Source organism: Methanofollis fontis (assembly GCF_004297185.1).
Lineage (GTDB): Archaea > Halobacteriota > Methanomicrobia > Methanomicrobiales > Methanofollaceae > Methanofollis > Methanofollis fontis.
Window position 1 is genome coordinate 166,416 of record NZ_PGCL01000003.1, and the last position, 21,156, is coordinate 187,571.

Annotated in this window: 18 protein-coding genes; 5 read left to right on the forward strand and 13 right to left on the reverse strand. The window is 59.5% G+C overall.

The genetic code is table 11. From position 1 onward, the window contains the following. Positions 1-3 precede the first annotated feature (3 nt). Positions 4-342 carry a type II toxin-antitoxin system PemK/MazF family toxin gene (locus CUJ86_RS07755; protein ID WP_165394831.1) on the forward strand — a complete coding sequence of 113 codons (339 nt, stop codon included), beginning with the start codon at positions 4-6 and terminating at the stop codon, positions 340-342. A gap of 33 nt (positions 343-375) precedes the next feature. On the opposite strand, the gene CUJ86_RS07760 is transcribed toward CUJ86_RS07755, so the two are convergent. The 11 genes from CUJ86_RS07760 to CUJ86_RS07810 form a co-directional block, all read right to left on the reverse strand. Next, positions 376-1,914: an MFS transporter gene (locus CUJ86_RS07760; RefSeq protein WP_130647007.1), complete on the reverse strand. Its 1,539-nt coding sequence runs from the start codon at positions 1,912-1,914 to the stop codon at positions 376-378. 98 nt (positions 1,915-2,012) lie between these two features. Next, the gene (locus CUJ86_RS07765; protein ID WP_130647008.1) at positions 2,013-2,273 is read right to left on the reverse strand and encodes an RNA recognition motif domain-containing protein; all 261 of its coding nucleotides are present in this window, start codon (positions 2,271-2,273) and stop codon (positions 2,013-2,015) included. Between the two features lie 62 nt (positions 2,274-2,335). After that, positions 2,336-3,571, reverse strand: coding sequence for a BaiN/RdsA family NAD(P)/FAD-dependent oxidoreductase (locus CUJ86_RS07770; protein ID WP_130647009.1), 1,236 nt, complete (start codon positions 3,569-3,571; stop codon positions 2,336-2,338). Beyond that, positions 3,547-3,855 (reverse strand): DUF1294 domain-containing protein, encoded by a 309-nt coding sequence (locus tag CUJ86_RS07775; protein WP_130647010.1) that lies wholly within the window; start codon positions 3,853-3,855, stop codon positions 3,547-3,549. Before CUJ86_RS07775 ends, CUJ86_RS07770 begins: the two co-directional genes overlap by 25 nt. Positions 3,856-3,919: 64 nt before the next feature. Then, positions 3,920-4,981, reverse strand: a complete 1,062-nt coding sequence (locus tag CUJ86_RS07780) for an AI-2E family transporter (RefSeq protein WP_130647011.1) — start codon at positions 4,979-4,981, stop codon at positions 3,920-3,922. 60 nt (positions 4,982-5,041) lie between these two features. Beyond that, complete coding sequence (locus CUJ86_RS07785; protein WP_130647012.1) at positions 5,042-6,202, reverse strand: TIGR04083 family peptide-modifying radical SAM enzyme; 1,161 nt, start codon at positions 6,200-6,202, stop codon at positions 5,042-5,044. Between the two features lie 86 nt (positions 6,203-6,288). Further along, a complete protein-coding gene (locus CUJ86_RS07790; RefSeq protein ID WP_130647013.1) occupies positions 6,289-6,987 on the reverse strand; it encodes a queuosine precursor transporter in 699 nt (232 codons plus the stop codon). 67 nt (positions 6,988-7,054) lie between these two features. Continuing rightward, positions 7,055-9,220, reverse strand: a complete 2,166-nt coding sequence (locus CUJ86_RS07795; RefSeq protein WP_165394832.1) for a response regulator — start codon at positions 9,218-9,220, stop codon at positions 7,055-7,057. A gap of 128 nt (positions 9,221-9,348) precedes the next feature. After that, positions 9,349-9,831: a YkgJ family cysteine cluster protein gene (locus tag CUJ86_RS07800; protein WP_130647015.1), complete on the reverse strand. Its 483-nt coding sequence runs from the start codon at positions 9,829-9,831 to the stop codon at positions 9,349-9,351. A gap of 139 nt (positions 9,832-9,970) precedes the next feature. Further along, entirely contained in the window at positions 9,971-10,525 is a 555-nt protein-coding gene (locus tag CUJ86_RS07805) for a hypothetical protein (RefSeq protein ID WP_130647016.1), read from the reverse strand. 61 nt (positions 10,526-10,586) lie between these two features. Continuing rightward, positions 10,587-11,318, reverse strand: coding sequence for a fasciclin domain-containing protein (locus CUJ86_RS07810; protein ID WP_130647017.1), 732 nt, complete (start codon positions 11,316-11,318; stop codon positions 10,587-10,589). A gap of 106 nt (positions 11,319-11,424) precedes the next feature. On the opposite strand from CUJ86_RS07810, the gene CUJ86_RS07815 reads away from it, so the two are divergent. Continuing rightward, a complete protein-coding gene (locus CUJ86_RS07815; RefSeq protein WP_207231393.1) occupies positions 11,425-13,143 on the forward strand; it encodes an ABC-ATPase domain-containing protein in 1,719 nt (572 codons plus the stop codon). Positions 13,144-13,149: 6 nt separating this feature from the next. Here CUJ86_RS07815 and CUJ86_RS07820 read toward each other — a convergent pair whose 3' ends face one another. Both CUJ86_RS07820 and CUJ86_RS07825 read right to left on the reverse strand, forming a co-directional pair. Next, positions 13,150-13,590, reverse strand: a complete 441-nt coding sequence (locus tag CUJ86_RS07820; RefSeq protein WP_130647018.1) for a hypothetical protein — start codon at positions 13,588-13,590, stop codon at positions 13,150-13,152. A 47-nt stretch (positions 13,591-13,637) separates the two neighbouring features. Continuing rightward, entirely contained in the window at positions 13,638-14,867 is a 1,230-nt protein-coding gene (locus tag CUJ86_RS07825; protein WP_130647019.1) for a methyltransferase domain-containing protein, read from the reverse strand. A 1,543-nt stretch (positions 14,868-16,410) separates the two neighbouring features. Here CUJ86_RS07825 and cas3 point away from each other — a divergent pair. From cas3 to cas8c, 3 genes are read left to right on the forward strand one after another with little or no spacing between them, the layout of a single operon-like run. Continuing rightward, positions 16,411-18,591 (forward strand): CRISPR-associated helicase Cas3', encoded by a 2,181-nt coding sequence (gene cas3, locus CUJ86_RS07830; protein ID WP_130647020.1) that lies wholly within the window; start codon positions 16,411-16,413, stop codon positions 18,589-18,591. Beyond that, positions 18,566-19,276, forward strand: coding sequence for a type I-C CRISPR-associated protein Cas5c (gene cas5c / locus CUJ86_RS07835; protein WP_130647021.1), 711 nt, complete (start codon positions 18,566-18,568; stop codon positions 19,274-19,276). The genes cas3 and cas5c overlap by 26 nt, the downstream gene beginning before the upstream one ends. Beyond that, positions 19,273-21,156 (forward strand): type I-C CRISPR-associated protein Cas8c/Csd1, encoded by a 1,884-nt coding sequence (gene cas8c, locus CUJ86_RS07840; protein WP_130647022.1) that lies wholly within the window; start codon positions 19,273-19,275, stop codon positions 21,154-21,156. The genes cas5c and cas8c overlap by 4 nt, the downstream gene beginning before the upstream one ends.

The following is a 21,156-nucleotide window of genomic DNA, read 5'->3' on the forward strand; positions in this document are numbered from 1 at the left end:
GGCATGGGGCGGTATGTGGCCGGAGACGTGGTGCTGGCGCGCCTCGGTCTCGGCAACGGCGGGGACAAGGTCAGACCGGCCGTCGTCATCGGACCGGCAGAGCAGGGGACGATCGTCGTCTGCCCGGTCTCCTCGAGGGCGCCGGGCGATGCCCCGGTGCACCCCATCGCCCTCGACGATTTTGTGAGCGGCGGGCTCGATCTCTTCGACGAGAGCTATGTGCTGACCGTCCACCCGTGCACCATCCGGGTGCGGGAGGTGGTGGGGAAGAAGGGGCGGCTGAAGCCGGAGGCGTTCGGCCCGCTCGGGGCGGCGGTGCGGCACATCCCATCCGGCAGGTGAACCCTCCCGCACCACCGGGTCCATTGAGAGAGATCATCCCCCCTCCCGTCTGGCCGGCGGGAGGAAGAGGGCCAGGCAGCCCCCCAGCAGCAGGATGACGGTAATGGCGTCGAAGGAGCGCATCATCCCCTCTCCGATGGCGGCATCGGCGATCTCCTCTGCATGCGGCAGGTAATCGTCCGGGACCGTCGCCTCCCCATCGGTCTTCATCCGTTCGATCCATTCCTGCAGGCGGAGGGCGATCTCCTCGTCCGTGAGGTCTCCGGCCAGCCCGGAGGCGGCGAGCCCCCCCACCAGCCCGGAGAAGATGACGATCAGGAGGACCACGCCGATCAGGGCCGTTCCAAGGGAGGTCCCCATCTGTTTTGCCGTGTTCAGGATGCCGGAGGCATCACTCTGCTGCCGCATCGAAGCAGCGGAGAGGGTGATGTTGGTGGCCTGCGAGAGGATGAGCCCGACGCCCAGGCCGAAGAAGACCGAACCGGGCACGATATCCCATATGCCGGTGCCGATGCCGAAGATGCCGCGCATCATCACCGCCCCGGCGATGGCCGCACCAGAGCCGGCGAGCACCAGGTACTTCGGATCGATCCTTCCCGAGAGCCGCGCACCGGCGATCGAGAGGGCAAACACGCTCAGGGACATGGGGAGGAGGGCGAGACCGGTCTCGAATGCCCCGACGCCGGTCACCGACTGGAGAAAGATCGGGATGATAAAGAGGAAACCGGCCAGGACCACGGTCAGGGCGGCGTTGATCCCGCTGCCCAGGGCAAAGGTGCGGTTCCCGAAGAGGGCGATATCGGTGAGCGGCGGGAGATTCTGCCGGATCCGGCGCCTCTGCCAGAGATAAAATATGCCCAGGAGCACCAGGCCGCTGCCGATCACCACCGGGATGACCTCCCAGAGGGTGACACTCCTGAGCATCAGGATGCCGGCGACGATCAGGGAGAGACCGCCGAACGAGAGGAGGGTGCCGACGGTGTCGATCTCCCGCCATGATGCGGTGGGCGCCGAGGGGCGGATCAGGGGGGAGAGGAGGAGGATCACCACCACGACCAGGAGTTCCAGGCGGAAGGCCCATCGCCAGGAGTAGAAGGAGGTGAGATATCCGCCGATGATCGGGCCGAAAGCGGCGCCGGCCGCCCCGATCCCGCCCCAGATGCCGAAGGCGAAGGCCCGGTCGGCCCCCTCATAGGCATCGGTGATGAAGGTGGCCGTGGCCGGCAGCATGAAGACCGCCCCCAGCCCCTCCAGCACCGACCACCCGACCAGGAGCACGCCGATGTTCCAGCTCATCGATGCGACGAATGTGCCGATGCCGTAGAGGACGACGCCGAAGAGGAATGCACGCCGCCGCCCCATCACGTCCTGCATCCGTCCGCCGACGAGCATGAACGAGGCCATGATCAGGGCGTAGATGGCGATCACCGCCTGGATGGCCGGGACCGTGGTGTCGAGGTCGATGACCAGTGCGGTGATGGAGACGTTCATGATGGTCGTATCGATGACCATGATGAAGACCGCCATGCAGACCACATACAGGATGCCCCATTTGCCCCCGGCGATTGCCATTCCGTGATCCCCCCTGATACCAGAAGCGGAATGGGTATGAGAGCATTAATACCTGGCGGCAGCAGGGCCAGACCAAAAAAAGGAGGGCAGATCTGCCCTCAGTAGCGGCGGTATTCGCCGCGTGGACGCTGCGGTTTGGCCTCGTCCACACGCATCGTGCGTCCCTCGAATACCGTCTCGTTCAGGGCATCTTTTGCCTTCTCTGCCTCCTCGACGCTCTCCATCTCTACGAATCCGAATCCCTTGTCACCGATGATAGTAACGCTGCGGACACTGCCGTATTGAGAGAAGAGTTCCTTGAGTTGATCTTCTGTCACCGAATAGGTCAGGTTTCCGACATACAATCTGCTTGATTCCATACGTCCTCCCCATACAATAATTTCAGGAGCATAAATATATGCCTGACCAGAAAGGGGGGGGTCTATTCGGTTCGGTGTACCTCAATGAGGCGGCGGGCGGCGAGGGCGGCGGTGGAGAATGCGGCCTGGAGGTTGTATCCTCCCGTATCTCCGTCGATGTCCAGCACCTCGCCGATGAAGAAGAGGCCCGGCACCAGCCCGGACTCCATCGTCTTCCGGTTCACCTCCGCAAGCGAGACCCCGCCCCTGGTCACCATCGCCGTATCCAGCCCCTCGACGGCGGCGACCCCGCAGGTCCATCCGGTCAGGAGGGCGATCAGGCGGTTCCGGGCCGCCCTGGAGAGGTGGGCGCAGGGGAGGGCCGGATCGATCTCCGCCATCAGCAGCACCTGCCGCAGAAAACGCTCCGGCAGGGGGAAGCCGGCCAGGACCGTCTTCACCTGACGGGTGCCGTGGGCGGCGGAGGCCTCCACAAGGGCCTGTGCAAGCCGTTCGCCGTCGGCGGGCGTGAGGAATGAGACCCGCACCCCGTCGCCGGCGAGAAGATACCGGGAGAGGTGGAGTACGGCCGGGCCGGAGAGGCCTGTATGGGTGAAGAGGAGATCGCCGCTCACCTCCCTGACCTTTTTTCCACCCCTGAAGAGTGCCAGCGTGACCGACGAAAACGAGATCCCGGCACACCCGGCAAATGGATACTCCTCCACCTCGATCGAGGCCAGGGCGGGCCCGATGGGGGCGATGGTGTGGCCGAACGCCCGTGCAAACCCGTAGCCGTCCCCGGTCGAACCGGTCGCCGGATACGAGGCGCCGCCGGTGGCGACGACCAGTGCGTCGCAATGGATGGTGGCGCTCTCCGTCTCCACCACAAAGCCGTCTTCGTCGCGGCCCACCGCGCGCACCGCCGCGCCGCTGCAGATCTCCACACCGGCCCGCCGGCACCCCTCCAGCAGCACCGAGAGCACGTCGGCGGCGCGCCGGGAGGCGGGGAAGATCTTTCCCCCTGCATCGGTCCCGGTGGGCAGCCCGCGCTCCTCGAAGAAGGTGATCAGGTCCCGGTTGGTGAAGTTCATCAGGGCAGGCTTCAGGAACGCCCCGTTGTCGCCGTAATGGGGGAGAAAGTCCCTGACCGACCCCTCATGGGTGAGGTTGCACTGCCCGGAACCGGTGACCAGGAGTTTTCGGCCGCATAACGGTTTTTTCTCGAGCAGCAGCACATCCAGCCCCCCCTCCGCCGCACGCAGGGCGCAGAAGAGGCCGGCCGGTCCGCCGCCGATCACGACCACGGCAGGACGGTCCATGCACCTCCCCCGATAGAGTTGATGATTAAGAGGACGATCACGGCAAGATGGAGCAGGGCGCAGAGTGGCACGAGCAGGAACTTCGTCTTCTGCGTCTTGTGCCGAAAGAGCCGCATCCCTGCAAGGGCGCCGAACGGCCCGAGAACCGCGGAGGCCAGCAGCGCCCGCTCTGATATCCTCCATGTCCCCTGCTGCGCCCGTCTCTTATCAGCATAATAGAGGAGCGCCGCCCCCAGGTTCAGGAGGACATAGAGGAACACGAGATCGATGATGGACGAATTCATCTGGATCACATCTACCAGGAGAAGGTGGGGCCCCGGCCCGGAAAAAATACGGGCATGGATGCACTCACTCCTCTTCTGCGGCGCCCCCCTCTTCGCCGAAGATGCCGGAGACGCCGAGGAGTGTATTGATCCACCGCAACTCGTCGCTGCACTGGATCAGGATCAGCAGCAGCAGGGTGATCGGCACGGCGAAGATCATGCCGGGCAGGTCCAGGATCCAGCCCCAGACGATGAGCGAGAGGATCACGACCAGTGGCGGGAGTTCGAACCGTTTTGATGCGATCTTGGCATAGACCGGATTCTCGACGACCGCATTGAGCAGGATGACGATCCCCACCACGGCCGCCACCCCCCAGAGGCCGTACTGGAGCCAGGCAAAGAAGATCGCTGGAATGGCGGCGATGATCAGCCCGATATAGGGAATGAACGCCAGGATGAATGTCAGCACCCCCCAGAGGACGGCGGAGTTGATCCCCATCAGGGAGAGGGAGAGGCCGAAGAGGAAGCCGTGGATCATGTTTGCTTCGGTCCTGACGATCACAAAGTCCATCATGAGTTTGCTCATCCGGCCGATGCCGACGAACTGCCCGGGTTTGAGCACAGGACTGTGCTTCAGCCGTTCGGTGATCTTCGGGATCTCGAGAACGGCGAACATGGTCGTGATCAGGATGAAGAAGAGGTACATCAGGGCGTTCCCGAGCCCGATGGCATAGGGTTCGATGGCGGTGACGACATCCCCGAGGTTGAACGACGAGGGAGAGATCAGGGAGGTATCAATGCCGAATTCAGCGAGCGCGGCCGTCAGTTCGGAGAGGCGCATATGCAGGTCTTCCTGATAGGTCGGGAGGTCGCTGATGAGGATCTCAAACGAGTGCACGGTGATCACCACCATCACGATGAGCACGACGGCGGCGACGATTGAGATCACCCCCAGGGCGGCGAGATCTGACAGCCCCCGCCGCGTGAGCATCTCCATTGCCGGGAGGGCAAGGATCGTCAGGATCAATGATATGAGCAGGAGGTTGACGACATATGACGTGTACTGCATCCCGATGACAATCACCAGGATCGCCCCGACAATAAGCAGGGACTGCAATGTTCCAGATAAATTTGAAAAACGGTCCATCCAATAACCCTGAATGGTACTGGGAGGAGGTAGGATATCTCCTTTGGGAATTGATCCTGCCTACCGCCGCATGACGATCTGCTGGATCAGCGCCATGACACCAGGCCGTGCCCGTCTCCTCGGGGCGGAGCCGAAGGGGCCCATGCCCATCATCGGGCTCTCGAACATCTCCCGGTCCAGGCGGTCGGTGATCTCGTCGAAGATCCGCTTGTAGGCGGGACAGTGGGGGTCGACACCCTGGATCTCCCCGTCGGTCGGTGCGATGGCGTTGTAGGGGCAGCCGCCGCGGCAGTAGCGGATGTGTTTGCACTCCGCGCACGCCCCGTCCACGTACTCCTTGAAGCGGTGCATCCGTTTCCAGGCGTCGGACTCTGCCAGGTCCTCCTCGGTCGGGCGATCGCGGACATTGCCCATCACCCATTCCGGCATCCCCACGAAGCGATAGCAGGGGTAGATGCCGCCGTCCGGACCGACGGCAAAGGTGTTGCCCATGCAGTCGGCGAAGGTGCAGACGGTGCCGTGGCGGGAGAAGACGCACCGGCAGAGGTCATTGATGTTCATCACCTCGATCTCGCCCATGTGCTCGAGGGCCTGGTCCAGGAGATAGACGAGGAGTTCGCCGTATTTCTCCGGGGAGAGTGCCCACTCCTCGGGTTCGGCGCTCCGCAGGGAGGGGAGGGCCGGGTGGAGCTTGAGGGTGAAGCCGTTTTCAAGGAAGAACTGGAAGATCTCCTCCCGGTGCTCCACGGACTGGCGGGTGAAGGTGCAGATAAAACTCACGTCCAGCCCGTGCTCCCGCGCCGTCCGGTATCCGGCCATCGTCTTCCTGAAATAGCCGTCCCCGCGCTGGGAATCGTTGATCGCCTCCGGCCCGTCGATGCTCGAGCCGATGGGGATATGATAGGCGGCCAGCACGTCGGCCATTTCGGGCGTCATCCGCCAGAGGTTGGTCTGCAGCGCAAAAAACGGCCCCCGGTCGTCCATGCCCTCGGAGAGGGTGGGCAGCGCCTCCCGGTAGAACTCCGCCCCGGCCAGGAGGGGTTCGCCCCCATGGAAGGTGATCGTCACCGGATCGTCCCGGTAGCCCCGCAGCCATTCGGCCGTCTCCCTGACGGTCTCCATCGTCATGACCGGCGATCCCTCCTCCGAACTCCAGCAGTAGGCGCAGTTGGAGGGGCAGCCGAGCGTCGGGATGATCATGATGTGCAGGGGCGTTTTCATACGGGCGTTATTTCTCTTTCTTTAAAGAATAAGGTTGCTGAAGGAGCGGCGAACCATCTGCCGGACGAAAACATGAGGGAGAGATCTCAGGCCCGCTCCCCCTGGAGATATTTCTTGTACCACCAGAACCAGGGCGTGTCCAGGAATCCGATGATGTTCTTGGCCACGATCTGCCCGATGATCAGGGGGAGGAGCGGGGCCACCCCGGCGAAGGCGATGGTGACAAAGATCACGCTGTCCAGGGTGAGGCCGACGAGGTCGCTCGAAACGCTCCGCAGCAGGATGCGGTCGGGATAGCGCTCCTTGAGGCGTGCAAAGATCCGTGCGTCGATGGTCTGGGTGATCAGGAAGGTGATCCAGGAGGCGACGACGATCCGGATCCCCAGGGAGAAGATCTCCTGCCAGGTCTCCTCGTAGGCGAAGAAGGGCGCCGCCGGGAGGGAGTTGGTCATGGTGATGAAAACCACCAGGAGCACCTGCGAGATGAAGGCAATGGCGATGGCGATCTGGGTTTTCTTCTCCCCGTAGACCTCGTTGATCATGTCGATGGCCTGCGAGAGGAAGGGATAGATGAAGACTGCGGCCGGGGCGAAGAAGACGGCGATGCCCAGGTCGAATTCGACGATCCGGGTGGCGATGATCTGCGAGGCGGCGAGATAGACCACATAGAAGCCGACGAGCGCCGCATACCCGTACTCCCGGTGGCGCCTGATGATATACGCCGAGGCATAGGTGACGATGGTGAGGCTGACGACCCAGTAGAGCCAGACAACGGGGATATCCATGTGACCTCTTATGTTGGTCGGGAAGGGACTTGTAGGTGATGCCGCCACGGCAACCGCGGGTGCAGGGTCACGTCGGCGCCGCAGTGCCCGGGCGGCATCCCCCGGGGGGAACGGTGATCATAAACCGCGCCCCCTTCCCCTCCTCTCCTGTTTCAGCGATGGATATGCCGGTGATATCCAGGATCTCACGCACAAGGAAGAGGCCGTGGCCTGTGTGCCTCCCATAACCGCTCTCAAATATCCGCTCCTTCAACTGCCGGGAGACTCCGATGCCATTGTCTTCGACGACAATGGCGCCGCCTCCGTCATCCTGTTCATGGAACGAGGCATGGATCGCCGTCACCCCTTCGCCGTGCCGCACGGCATTGTCCAGGAGGTTTGCAAACACCCTCTCCAGCATCGGATCGGCAAAGATCTCCATACCGTCCGTCTGCAGATCAAGGCGGACGCCTTCAAGAGGAACAGATGCCGCCGCCTCCCTGACCACTGTGTCCAGGCACTGCCATTCGGGTGCATTCATCCCCATGTCCTGATAGTCCTTTGTGAATTCAAGGGTTTTTTCAATGATTTTCAAGGATTTCAGCGCATTTTCAATTCTGTCCCTGATTTCCCCCCCTGGAGCCTTTCGTGATGCCAGGGAGAGCGATCCCAGCGCCACGGTGATCTGGTTGAACATGTCGTGCCTGTCGATCCCGGAGAGGAGGTTGAGTTTCTTGTTGGCTTTTTTCAGGGCAACCCTGGTGTTCTTCTGATCAGTGACATCCATCCCGTAGATCGCAAGAGATACGACATCGCCGTCCCCATCGGCGATCGGACAGATCTTCACACTGATGCACCTGTTCTGAGAGGACCACTCCAGATCGGTGCACCGTTTTTCCCGTATCGCCCTCTCGATGGGCTTTTTCAGAATGCTGAATATCTTCGGGTAGAGATCGCCGAGATGTGAACCGATCATCGCCCCGTCCTTCGCCCCGTAGACCTCGATCATGGCATCGTTTGCGGCGAGGACGTCACCGTTCACACCCAGCAGCAGGGCAGGTTCGGGCAGGGCGTTCATGAAAGAGCGGAGGTTTTCCTCACTCTTTCGAAGCGCCTCTTCTGCCTGTTTGCGTTCGGTGACATCAAGGTATGAGGCGATCCTCAATGTCGTCCCCGGGATTGTGTCAACTACGGCGCTGAGGGATCTGACCCCGCCATATCTGTCGACCGACCGCAATTCGTAGCGTCGGGGGGCGTGGACGTTGTTGTTTCGCCTCATCCGGTGATATTCCAGCAACCGTTCCCGGTCCTCCTCATAGACGAACTCCGTCCAGCTCTTCTTCCCCACCAGTTCTTCGACAGGATAGCCGGTAAGCCGTTCCCATTCCTTGTTCGCCATCAGAAAGATGGTGTCCTCACCAAAGACAGCCGATGCCTCCTCAGAAGTCTCGAAGATCGCCCATTTCATTGCCTCTGAGAGATGCGCCTCCTCTTCTGCCTTCTTTTTCTCGCTGATGTCATAGGCAAAGGCGCACATAAACTCCTTCTCACCCATTTTGTGATAGGCGAGGGAGATCTCCACCGGGTAGCATGTGCCGTCTTTCTTCTGGTGGACCGATTCGATCCTGAAGTGGCGTTCTTCTTTCAGCCGCTGCCAGAGGGTGCGCCATTCGTCCTCCCCATAGAGGGCGTCAACATCGATTACCCGCAGGTGCCGGAGTTCCTGGCGCGTGTAGCCGAGCACGGAGCAGGACTGCTCGTTGACATCAAGGAGGAATCCATCGCAATCGATCCAGTAATACTCCTCTGGAGAGTGTTCAATCGAGAACCGTGTCCTGACAAGCGCATCTTCGGTTCGTTTCTGCTGCACCGCCTGACGGATCTTGGAGGCCAGTTCCATGAAGAGCGCCTCGGGATCGCCCCCTTTCTGGAGATAAAAGTCTGCGCCGCTGTTCAGGGCCTCGATCACCACCGCCTCGCGCCCCTTGCCGGTGAAGATGATGAAGGGCGTGTCCTTCCCGCTTCTGCGGAGATCCTTGAGCAGTTCTATCCCGTTCATCCCGGGCATCTGATAGTCGGAAACGATGGCGTCATAGGGGGAGGTGGAGACCATCTTCAGTGCTTCTGCTCCCGAGGGGGCAGTGTCGCACGAAAAACCGCCAATCTCTTCAAGGTAGACCTTGCAGATCGCGCCGAGCGAGGGTTCGTCGTCGACGATCAGAACACTCGTGACGGTGTCTTCACGTGAATGCACCACAGGAACATAGAACTATTTACAGAAATAAATAATTTGAGATCGAACTCAGGTGTCGGACGGCCCTGTTTCCAATTCGACCCCCTTTTGTCTGCAATACTGTCGAAATAGACACAATATGGCCGATTTCAGCGGCGAACGGTATACCCTGCACGCTCCAGCAGCCCGGTCACCCGCTCGTCCCAGCGGGCGATGTCGTCCTCGCGGATGACTGCGACGGTCTGCTCCCAGAACTCTTTCAGCGCCGGATCGTCTGCCGCCAGGTGCCGGCGCTCCATCACCCGACCGGCCCGCACGCCCTCCTCGTTCAGGATGAGCAGGCGCCAGCAGCGGTATTCCTGGCAGATATCAGGGCGGGTGCGGTGGATGATGCAGACGTTTTCCCCGGTTCGGGGTTTCTCCCTCAGAAAGGGGCACGCCCCGGGCCATCGCTCATAGATGCGGCGGTCGGGATACAGGCGGGCGAGCGCCGGGTCGATCTCCACCCTGTGCCTCTCGCCGGTGTAGCGGTTCAGCATCAGGAACCGGCCCTGGCCGTACTCCTCCTCCACGACATGCACATCGCCCATCTGGCTGCAGCACTCCCCGCACATGACACAGAAAAACGGCATGGTAATCCTGTCTGCTGCTGGTCAGGGATATATCTGTCCGGAGGAAGGGGGCGGGATCATGGACCTGCTATTCCGCCCGCACGGCCGAGGACACCTATGTCATCCGGGCGGGCCTGACCGGGGGCGGATCTGAGGCCCACTACAGGATCTCGACCTCGTCCTCCTGCTCCATCTGCACCCGCTCCTCATGGGCGGCCGGATCCCGTGCATATGCCCGGATCTCTCTTAGGTTCTTTCCAGGGGCACCCTGCAGGGCGGCGAGGTCGGCGTCGTGCCGTCTGAGGTAGTCCACCATCATGGGGTGGCAGTAGTCCTCCGTTTTCACCCGCTCCCGGCCAGATCGCAGGCGCTCGATCGCCAGCGGGTGGTCCATGGCGCCCAGCAGGCGGACGGCGTGGGTAACGACGGTGCGGTCGTCCCCGCACTCTCCGAGGATCCTCCGGATCCCCTCTGCCGCCCGTTCCGTATCCGCCGGCAGCATCCCCTGCCGCACGGCCGCCACATACAGCACCTGCAGGGCGAGCCGCCCGGCCCGCCCCCCGCCCTCCAGCACCCCGGCAACGGCGTCCAGGTCCGCAGGGGAGAGGGGGTGTGCCGATCGAAATATCAGCATGTCCTGGAGGGCGGCGCAGACGGCGTCCTCATTACCGGATTCAAGCGCCGCCTCCAGGTCGGCATCGCCGCTATGGTTCATCTGAATGAGAATTGTGCGGCGGCGGTGCATGAACCTGCCGTTCTCTCGCGAAAAAAAGGGTTCAGGTCAGGTCATGGGTGTGCGGACCCGCACCCGCCGCTTCGGCCATGTTGCCGCCCTCATCGATCGGGTGGGTATGGCACGCCCCCATGTCGTTGCAGAAGGGCAGTGTCTCGGCCGCACCCTCGCACCAGACATGCTGGTGGTCGGGCGCCCCCTCAGATGTCCCGACCGTCAGGTGACAGGTCGGCGGGAGCATGACGGCATCGATCACATGGATCACGCCGTTCGAGGCCTCGATATCGGTGACCACCACCCGCGCCCCGTCGACCATGACATCCCCATCCTCCACGGTGATGGTGAGGTTGGCGCCCTGGACGGTCGGGGCGGCGTCGAGGTTCACCACGTCGGCCGCCATGTATCTCCCGCTCACCACATGGAAGGTGAGCACCTCTGTGAGCAGCCCTTCGGGATCTTCGAGGAGGGCTGCAATGGTCCCGTTCGGCAGGGCCGCAAAGGCGTCATCTGTGGGTGCAAATACAGTGAACGGCCCGGGACCGTTCAGGGTGTCGGTGAGGCCGGCCGCATCGACGGCGGCGACCAGGGTGGTGAACCGCCCGTCAGCGGCGGCAGTCTCGACGATGGTCATCGGCGCTTCGGTTGTGGGCATCGCCGTCGTTTCAGGTGCGGTCGTCGGCGCCGGTGTCTCCGTGCCGCCGGTGTCGGTGCAGCCGGCACAGATGGCCAGAACAATGAGCAGCACCGCTATTCCATAAAGATATCCTGCTTTCATTTCATCCCCCCACGGGTATTCGGGGTTCTGAGGGGGCACTATATAACACCTCCGCCGCCCGGGCGGGAAACACTCATTTTGTCCGGGCCCGGATGGTGATGGAGGAATGACGGTGAGAACGGCGGCAGACCTGAGGGCGACCCTGAGGAGGATCGACGGGCGGGGGTATGGGGCATATAAGGACTGCGCGGGGGCGTACGCCTTCGAGGGGCATACCCTGTTCATCGACCATGTGCAGGGTGACCCCTTCGCCGCCCCGAGCCGCGTACGGGTGCGGATCCCGGCCTCGAGGGCCGGGTTCCCGGCGCACTGCTCCGGCACACCGGAACGGGCCGTGGCCTTCCGCGACTTCCTCGCCCGCTCGGTTTCGGGTGCGCTCCGGCGCCATGGCGGCAGGCGGCGGGGAAGCGGAAAGAGCGGTGAGATCGCCATCGCCCGCCCGGGGCAGGAGGTCCTGGAGCGCTCCTCGGTGGTGCTGACGGCGGAGGGCGATATCGAGGTGCGCATTCTCGTCGGGCTGCCGGCCCGGGGGCGGACGGTGCTCGGGCGGGAGGCGGAGGCGATCTTCTTTGAAGATATCCCTGCGCTCGTCACCGCGGCCCTGCTGTACGGATCGATCGACGCCGATCTCCTCGACCGCCACCTTGCGGTCGCCGAGGACGCCGCCGCCCTGCGTGAGGCCCTCACCCCCCTGGGACTCGTCGCCTTCGTGGCCGACGGTGCCGTGCTGCCGCGGCGGAGCGGCGTGGACGAGCGCCCCCTGGAGGGCGCCGTGCCCTTCGAGTCGCCCCCCTCCCTGCGGGTCGAGATCGACCTCCCGAATGCCGGTCGGGTCACGGGGATGGGAGTGCCCGAGGGGATCACCCTGATCGTCGGCGGGGGGTTCCACGGCAAATCCACGCTCCTCCGATCGATCGAGCGCGGGGTCTACACCCATATCCCGGGCGACGGCCGCGAGTACGTGGCCGCCGCACCCTCGACGGTAAAGATCCGGGCCGAGGACGGGCGGCGGGTGGAGGGGGTCGATATCTCGCCCTTCATCGCCGGTCTGCCGGACGGGCGCGACACCCGCGCCTTCTCCACCGAGAACGCCAGCGGGAGCACCTCGCAGGCGGCGAACATCATGGAGGCGCTGGAGATGGGGGCGGGCGTGCTGCTCATTGACGAGGACACCGCCGCCACGAATATGATGATCCGCGACCGGCGGATGCAGGACCTGGTGGCCGACGATATGGAGCCGATCACCCCCTTCATCGACCGGGCGCAGGCGCTCTACGGCGACCTCGGGGTCTCGACGGTGCTCGTCATCGGGGGGTCGGGCGATTATTTCGATATCGCCGATACGGTCGTCTGCATGGCGGCCTATCGCCCTGAAGACGCCACCGAACGGGCGGCGGCGATCGCCGGCAGGTATGCGTCGGGCCGTACCGCACCGACTGAGGACGGCTTCGGGGCGTTCAGGCACCGCATCCCGGAGGCGGCCTCCATCGACGCCAGCAAGGGGCGGCGGGAGGCGAAGGTGGCGGCCGACGGCGTGCGGGGGATCCGTTTCGGGGTGCACGAGATCGACCTCTCGGCGGTGCCGCAGGTGGTCGATCCGGCCCAGACGACGGCGATCGCCCACGCGATCCTGCGGGCACGCCGCCTGATGGACGGGCGGCGGAGCCTGCGGGAGGTGGTCGAGGGTGTGATGGCCGAGGTGGAACGGGACGGCCCGGACGCCCTCACCCCCCACCCCTCGGGCGGTCTGGCAGTCTTCCGCCCCTATGAACTGGCGGCGGCGATCAACCGGCTGCGGACACTGCGGGTCGGGCAGCGGGAGTGAACGGGATCAGCGGGGCGGCGCCCCCTCCTGCTGCACCCGCCGCACGGCCCTGATCTCCGGGATATCCCGGCCGCCCAGGAGGTCCAGGATCGCCCCCACATAGGGTTCCTGCCGCGTCATGCTCGGCGAGGCGGAAGGATCGGTGCGCCGCCCTTTTCGCCCCATCCCGGCGTGGCCGGTGGCGATATAGTGCAGGAAATCCTCCTTCCCGAGGGCCCAGCGGCAGTTCACCTGCAGCCTGACGAAGTCGGGGTTGCGCGAATGCGGCGAGAGAAAGGCGCGGGTCCCGGGAAGGGGGACCGGTTCGCCGCCATTCGATCCGGCGAGTTCACGCACCCGCTCCCAGAGCCGGTCGCAGGCTACCGCCGCATGGGGGCACGACCGGCAGTAGCGGTTTGTCGGGGGCGTGCCGTCGCCGACATAGCAGCGGCAGAAGTTTGGGTCCATGGGAGATGATGTGTCGGGGAGGGGATGAAGGAACCGATCCCCGCCCTTCAGCGTTTTTCGCCGCAGATCACCAGCCCGTAGGGGTGGGCGATCACCTTGCTCCCCTTCAGAGGGGAACGTTCGATGAGGTCCAGGATCTCCTCCTCCGTATAGGCCGCCCGCACCGAGGACTCAAAACCGGGCCTGATGGCCGGGGGCTCGCAGGAGTCGTACATCTGCCGGTAGATCTCAGGCGAGAGGTCGCGGCGGAGATCGGTGATGCAGAACCGTCCGCCCGGCCTGAGCACCCGGTGGATCTCGTCGAAGACCCTTCCCGGCGACTCCCATTCGTGGAGGGAGCCGTTCGAGAAGACCGCATCGAAGGCGTCGTCCTCAAACGGCATGGCGAGGGCGGTGCCCTCCCGGTACCTGGCCCGCTCGGAAAGCCCGTAGCCGGCGGCGTTCTGTTCTGCAACGGCGATCATGGCCGGGCTGATCTCGAGCCCGACCAGCCGCGTGCCGTTGGTCGCCTTCAGCCACTCGAGCCCGAGCAGGCCGGGGCCGGGGCCGATCTCGAGGGCCGTGCCCGACCGGATCCCTGTTTCCTGGAGCGTGGCCACGGGCAGGTGCCCGGCGTCCCGCAGGTTTTTCTGCATCTGTTCATAGACGGCAACGGTCGTCCTGTCCTGGATGCCGTCGTCGGTCTCCGGTATTCTCTGTTCAAACATCTGGTTCACCTGATCGCTCTGTTCTTTATGGTAGCGCCGGTCGGCCACCTCCTCGAGCCGCAGCAGCCTGCCCTCCCGCTCGACGGTCATCGGCACGTGCAGCCGCTCCCGCGATCTCTTCAGGTCCCGGAGCACGCTCGAAAACGACGCCTCGTCGTGGACGCCGGTGAACTGTGCACAGAGGCGGGCGAACTCCTGCCCCTCCTCGGGTGTCAGCCGCCCCATCCCCTCCTCGAGGTAGGCGAAGAGGCGCCCCTCTATTGCAAGGATCCACTCCTCCCCCTTCCGGGTGGGGAGGATGCGGTAGGAGCGCCGGTCGTCCGGGTCCCTGGCCCTGCGGACGTACCCCTCCCTCTCGAGGTGGTCGATGTGGCCGGTGGCGGTGCTCCGGGAGACGCCGAGCATGCCGGCGACATCGCCCATGCAGATCCTGGAGAAGTAGGCGGAGTAGAGGATCTCTGTTGCCGCAGGGGAGAGCGGGCTCTTCCGGCCCCGGTCGACCTCCCGGAGCATGTTCATGGCGATCTGCACCATCCCGAGCGAGAGGCGGATGTGTGCGATGGCGGGCATACCCATGGCCATCCAATGATATCGGGGCGGCAATAAATATTACGGATATCCGTAGTATTCGGGCCCTCCGGGGGGCGGCATGGAATGCCTCTCCTCCCCTCCCTTCCCTCCCGCCGGCATCTCCATCGCCTCCTCCCGGGGAGGGCATGTGTGCGCAACGCTGCCCCCCGGCATTCAGTGAGATTGGCCATCAGGGGGAGATGCACGGATTTTTGAAAATGCGGCCGTGTTGCCCGTTTTTCCCCCTGAAATGCGGCCGGAATGCGGTTGGTCGGGGGGATCAGGAGGGGGGTCAAGTGCCTGCATGTCTTCTGGCACTGTTGCACCCGGATTGCACCCGGATTGCACCGGGATGGCACCGGAAAGGTGCAAAAACCGGGGAGCGAGGAGGGAGGGTGGATCGTATATTCTGGAGAGAGGAGAGAGATTTCTCTCTCTCATCATAGTAATATGCACCAAAAAGGGGAGGCACACAGCGCACCCGGTCCAGGGGGGTATGGGTGTGTGTGTGTGCGATCGGTGTTCAGGTGCACATGCCGGGGACAATGGGGGTGAATGGGCCGGGATGTGAGATCAAGGGCGGGATATCGCCCTGATTGGAGGCACTTTGAGAGTGCAGGGGGGTGCGAAACGGTGCGGGGGTGCAAAGGTGGGAGGGGGGGTGGGGGGTGAACCCGTATGTGGTGGTTTGTTTGGGTTTTGCCGGGCGTGAGGCGGAGGTGGGGGTGAGGAATGGGGGGAGGGATGCTGCAGGGTAGGTGTTCAGGCAAGAGGAACCAGGTCGGGACCAAGATCAGGAGAGTGTCGAGTCTTTGCGTGCGGCATGACGGAAACGTCTATGGTCGAAATCCTGGCGGCTGCCGGCAAGACAAACCGCACGAAGTCTAGGGAATAGGTCATCACAAACCCCTCGATACCGGGCCTGTCGAGATGACCATCGCCGTAAAGCCGAGAAGCGGGATAACAGAGGCACAGGGCAATGGCACGGGGAAGCGTGCCGGGTCTGATGAGAAGGAGAGGAGAGGAGAGGATACTCTCTAGATGAGGTCTGTTCGGGGATGGAATTGGTGAGGAATGGGGAGTGATTCCTGGATTTCACCGCACCCATTGTTGCCCTGTCTGATGGTCCAGCCCGTCATGATATCGCCATTTGAAGGTGACTAATCATGAAAAAGACGAGCTAATAAATTCTGATGGAGAATAAAGCGAAGAATCGAGGACTATTCGTGACAAATTCCAGATTAGGGAGCACTCGATAAACGAAGAACAATTCAAGACGTTTAACGATCTCTATGAGCACTACAGATGGGAGTTTAAAAATGTTTGAACCGCAGCGTGCATCCTTGGGTTGTTCCTCCAGTATTATGTCGTGTATCATCTTTTGGGGAGCCTGAATCTCTTCTCCTGCTCAGGTCTTAAATCACTTCATACTCTGTGGTCTTAGCATTTCCCTCTGAAAATTCATTTTTGAAGTAATAACTGCCTCGGTATCAAATCGTAAGGATTATGGGGAGATATAAGGATGCTAACACAGTGAAATCCCATGTATCATGCCCATTCTACGGATGACTCGGATAAGAATAACTGGCAATTTCTGAAAGTTCATCTGGAAAATGTAGCGAATATTTCCTCCAGATTTGCTCTTGACTTCAATGCGGAGCGATTAGGATATGTCGGGGGATTGTTGCATGATATCGGGAAGTATTCTCCCGAATTTCAGAGGCGTCTCAGTGGCGCCAATATCAGGGTTGATCATTCTACTGCAGGGGCAAAAGAGTCTGGAACATTCTATGGTGGTTTTCAAGGCCGTATCCTGGAATATATCATAACCGGACACCACGGTGGCCTTCTCAATTATGGGAGTGCTGAGTCTGGACTCCTGGAGCGTCTCTCAAAACCTGATTTGCCGGACTACTCGGCATACAAAAATGAAATTTCAATCCCGGATCTGAAGGATATACGTCCCTGTCTTACACCAATCAATAAACGAATGGGTTTTTCGATTTCGTTTTACATCCGCATGCTCTTTTCATGTCTCGTTGATGCGGATTTTCTCGACACGGAAGGATTCATGTCCCCTGATAAATCCTCTCTCAGGGGGCAATATGAGTCATTCGACACGCTTTCCAGAAAATTCGATGACCACATGGACGCAATGCTTTCAACCGCCGAAGATAATCCGATAAATAGATATCGAAGACAAATCTATGAACAATGCAAAGAAAAAGCCGAATTGCCGCCGCAAATGTTCTCCCTGACCGTCCCGACAGGAGGAGGAAAAACCCTCTCTTCAATGGCATTTGCTCTCGCCCATCTGAAAAAACACAATCTGAATAGAATTTTCTATGTAATCCCCTATACGAGCATCATTGAACAAAATGCCGATGTATTCCGAAAAATCTTTGGAAATCAAAATGTCCTCGAACACCACAGCAACTACGATCCTAAGAACGAAACCTCCGAAAACACTGATCTTGTTGCGGATAAACTAAAACTATCTTCAGAGAACTGGGACATTCCGATTGTCGTCACAACCAATGTTCAATTTTTTGAATCTCTCTTTTCCAACCGTGTATCCAGATGTCGCAAGTTGCATAACCTCTCCAGGAGTGTGATTATCCTCGATGAAGCCCAGATGTTGCCTACGGGTTTTTTGAAGCCGTGCCTTGCTGCACTCTCCGAGCTGGTGGTCAATTACGGATCGACGGTCGTTATCTGCACGGCGACTCAGCCAAATCTCAATGGACTTCTGGACGAGCGTGTCAGGCCAGTGGAGATTATGCACTCCCCACAGGAGTTGTACAAAGTATTCAGGCGAGTTCATGTTACCGATCTCGGCGACCTGGATGATGCTGATCTTTCAGCCAGATTAATGGCGCACAACCAGGTTCTGTGTATCGTAAACACCAGGAAACACGCACAAAAACTCTTCGAACAGATCGCTGAATCCGGAAACTGCTATCACCTGAGTGCGCGAATGTGTCCGGTCCACCGGAGAAAGCAGTTGAAAGAGATCAAAGAGCTTCTGAGAACCGGCGCGGAGTGCCGTGTCATCTCCACCCAACTGATCGAGGCTGGCGTTGACATCGACTTTCCGACCGTATACCGGGCGATGGCTGGTGTTGACTCTGTCTGTCAGGCTGGAGGAAGATGCAACCGTGAAGGAAAAATGGACTTCGGAGAGGTGTTCGTTTTTCGATCAACTGAAGAGTATGGCAGGGCGACACACTGGCAGAACCGCGTTGCCGAAATAGGCAGGATGATCTTTGATGAATCTGATGATCCCCTGTCGCTGCCTGCCGTGGATCGATATTTCGAGAAACTGTATTCCTATGAGGACGATGGGCTGGATAATAAGAGAATATTGCTGTCTTTTGAAGAGAGACTGAAAAGTATTGCGTTTCCCTTTGAGGATGTGGCAGGTCGGTTCAACCTTATCGAGGATAATACGCGAGACGTCATTATCCCGTACGATGAAAATGCCAGGTCCATTATTAAAGACATCGAGCGCGCTGGATTTCCCGGGAGATATGTTCGAAGTTTGCAGGGGTATACGGTGAGCATTTATCTTGAAGAGTTCAGGCACCTAGAAAAAACCAATGCGATCTCCTCTATCGGTGATAGATTTTTTGTATTGAGGGGCGGAGAGGATTTTTATTCTGAAAATATTGGTCTTTTAAACCGAAAATATAATCTTGATGAAAATTCATTATTCATTATTTAAGGAGGTGATTGCAATCGGATTTGGAATTAAATTGAAAGTATGGGGAGATTATGCCTGCTTCACGCGACCAGAGATGAAAGTTGAGCGCGTCAGTTATGATGTCATAACTCCCTCAGCAGCCCGAGGGATTCTTGAAGCGATTTACTGGAAGCCTGCAATTTCCTGGAAGATTGACAAAATCCACGTCCTGAACCCGATCAGATTTGACAATATCCGCAGGAATGAGAGGCCTGGAAAAATATCAACAGGTAAAGTGAAAACGGCTTTCAAGGGAGGCGATGCTGCCCTCTATCAGGACTCCACCGAGGATACGGTGCAAAGAGCCTCTCTTGTCCTCCGTGATGTCTGTTATGCTATCGAGGCGCATTTTGAGATGACAGACCGTGCAGGGCCTGAAGACACCGCCGAAAAGCATTACAATGTTGCCCTTCGGCGAATGAGAAAAGGCCAGTGCTTCCATCACCCATATTTCGGCTGTCGTGAATTTCCGGTTCAATTTGAATTGATTGAAGGGAAAGTCCCTGCGTCCTGTTATCGTGGTGAAACTGGAGGAGAGCGTGATCTCGGGTTCATGCTCTATGATATTGATTTTACCGACGATATGAAAGCGGTCTTTTTCCGCGCCAGTATGGTGGACGGGGTAATTGACATTCAGAAGTGCCTGTGTTACGGGGGCGTATCATGATCATCCAGTCCCTCTGTCGCCATTATGATATTCTGGAGGGGGATGAGAATGCCGACATTCCACGGTGGGGGTACAGCAGCGCGAAGGTTTCATTTGCCCTTGTCATTTCGCCCGATGGTGTTCTTTCGCATATTGTCGATCTCAGGAGCGATGACAAGAAACCGATACCCCAGAATATGGATGTTCCTATCCAGAAGGCTCGTTCTGGGATAAGTGCGCCGCCGTATTTTGTCTGCGATAATGCAAAGTATGTTTTCGGCGTTGAAAAGATGAAAAGAGGGGATTTTGAGAAGAAATTTCACCCTCATTTGCTCGTGGACGATCCTGCCGGGTATACGATCCTGGAGGAGAGCGACAAGGATGTTACTCTTATTCACCAACGTTCAAGGAAATGCTTTGAGGAGTTCAGGGCCCTTCAGCATGGCATATTGGACGGCCTGGATGATCCCGGCGTCCGTGGATTCCTTGCTTTTCTGGATGGGTGGAATCCGGAAGAGTTCCTGATAAATCCAACGACCGGACAGTATAAAGATGACCTTCTCGCCGGTGGCAACTGTGTATTTGAATGCAACGGGGATTTTCTCCATCGGAAAGGTGCGGTAAGAAACGCCTGGGAAACTTACTCTCAGAATGAGGCTGGCGATGCATTTGTTGCCCAGTGTCTGGTGACCGGAGAGGTGGAGCCGGTTTCTCGGGTCCATCAAAAAATAAAGGGTGTTGTCGGGGCTCAGTCGGCAGGGGCTTCTCTTGTCGGCTTCAACAACGATGCATTCCTCTCGTATGGGAAAAAACAAAGTTTTAATTCTCCCATCAGCGAATCGTCGATGTTCAAGTACACGACTGCCCTGAATCACCTTCTTGCAGGCCAGAGCAACAGGATTCGTATTGCCGATGCGACAGTGGTTTTCTGGGCCGAGACAGGTGAAAAATCCTGTGAAGATCTTGTGAGGTTCTTTTTTGATCCTCAGGAGGCAGAGAAGAATGAAGGTCATGAGGCCGAGGATTCTCGGATACAAGACACAGGGGCGATCAAGCAGATTGGAGATATTCTCACCAAAGTCCGCTCCGGCACAAAAATAAATCAAGAGGACGTCGGGACGGACCCTGAGACGAATTTCTATATCCTAGGATTGTCTCCGAACAATGCACGGCTTGCCGTCCGCTTCTGGTATGTCGACACAGTTAGGGATCTGATCGCAAAGGTTGCCCGCCACCATCTGGACATGGAGATCGTCCGGGACGATTCTGGTCCGAGATATGTCTCAATCTACCGCCTGTTGAATGAAACTGTCCCTCAGAGTTCTGACAAAAAAGCGGTTTCACCACTTCTTGGCGGTCTGATTATGCGGTCTATCCTGACTGGGAGCACCTACCCCATGCCGTTGTACAGCGCAATCCTGAGCCGTGTGAAGGTCGAGGGGTCGATCAACTATGTCCGGGCTGGAATCATCAAAGCCTATCTGCTCAGATTGAGCAGATCAGGATTAACGAATCTCAAAGAGGAAGTGATTACCATGAGTCTAAACGAAGAAAGTTCAAACGTGCCGTATCGCCTTGGAAGGTTGTTTGCCGTTCTTGAGAAGGTACAGAGTGATACGAACAGAGAGATGAAGAGCACCATTAACAGCAAGTACTTCAGCAGTGCTTCATCGACTCCCGCTGTAGTATTTCCAGTTCTGTTAAAACTTGCACAGCACCACATCGCCAAGTCTGACTGGGGGTTCAAATCCAGTCAGTCGATTGAACAGATTCTCGCTGGCGTGGATGAGTTTCCCGCGTACCTGAATCTTGAAGATCAGGGCATGTTCATGCTTGGCTACTATCATCAGCGGAAGGCGTTTTACAAGAAGAAAGAGGCCGTTTCAAGTGAGGAGGCGTAA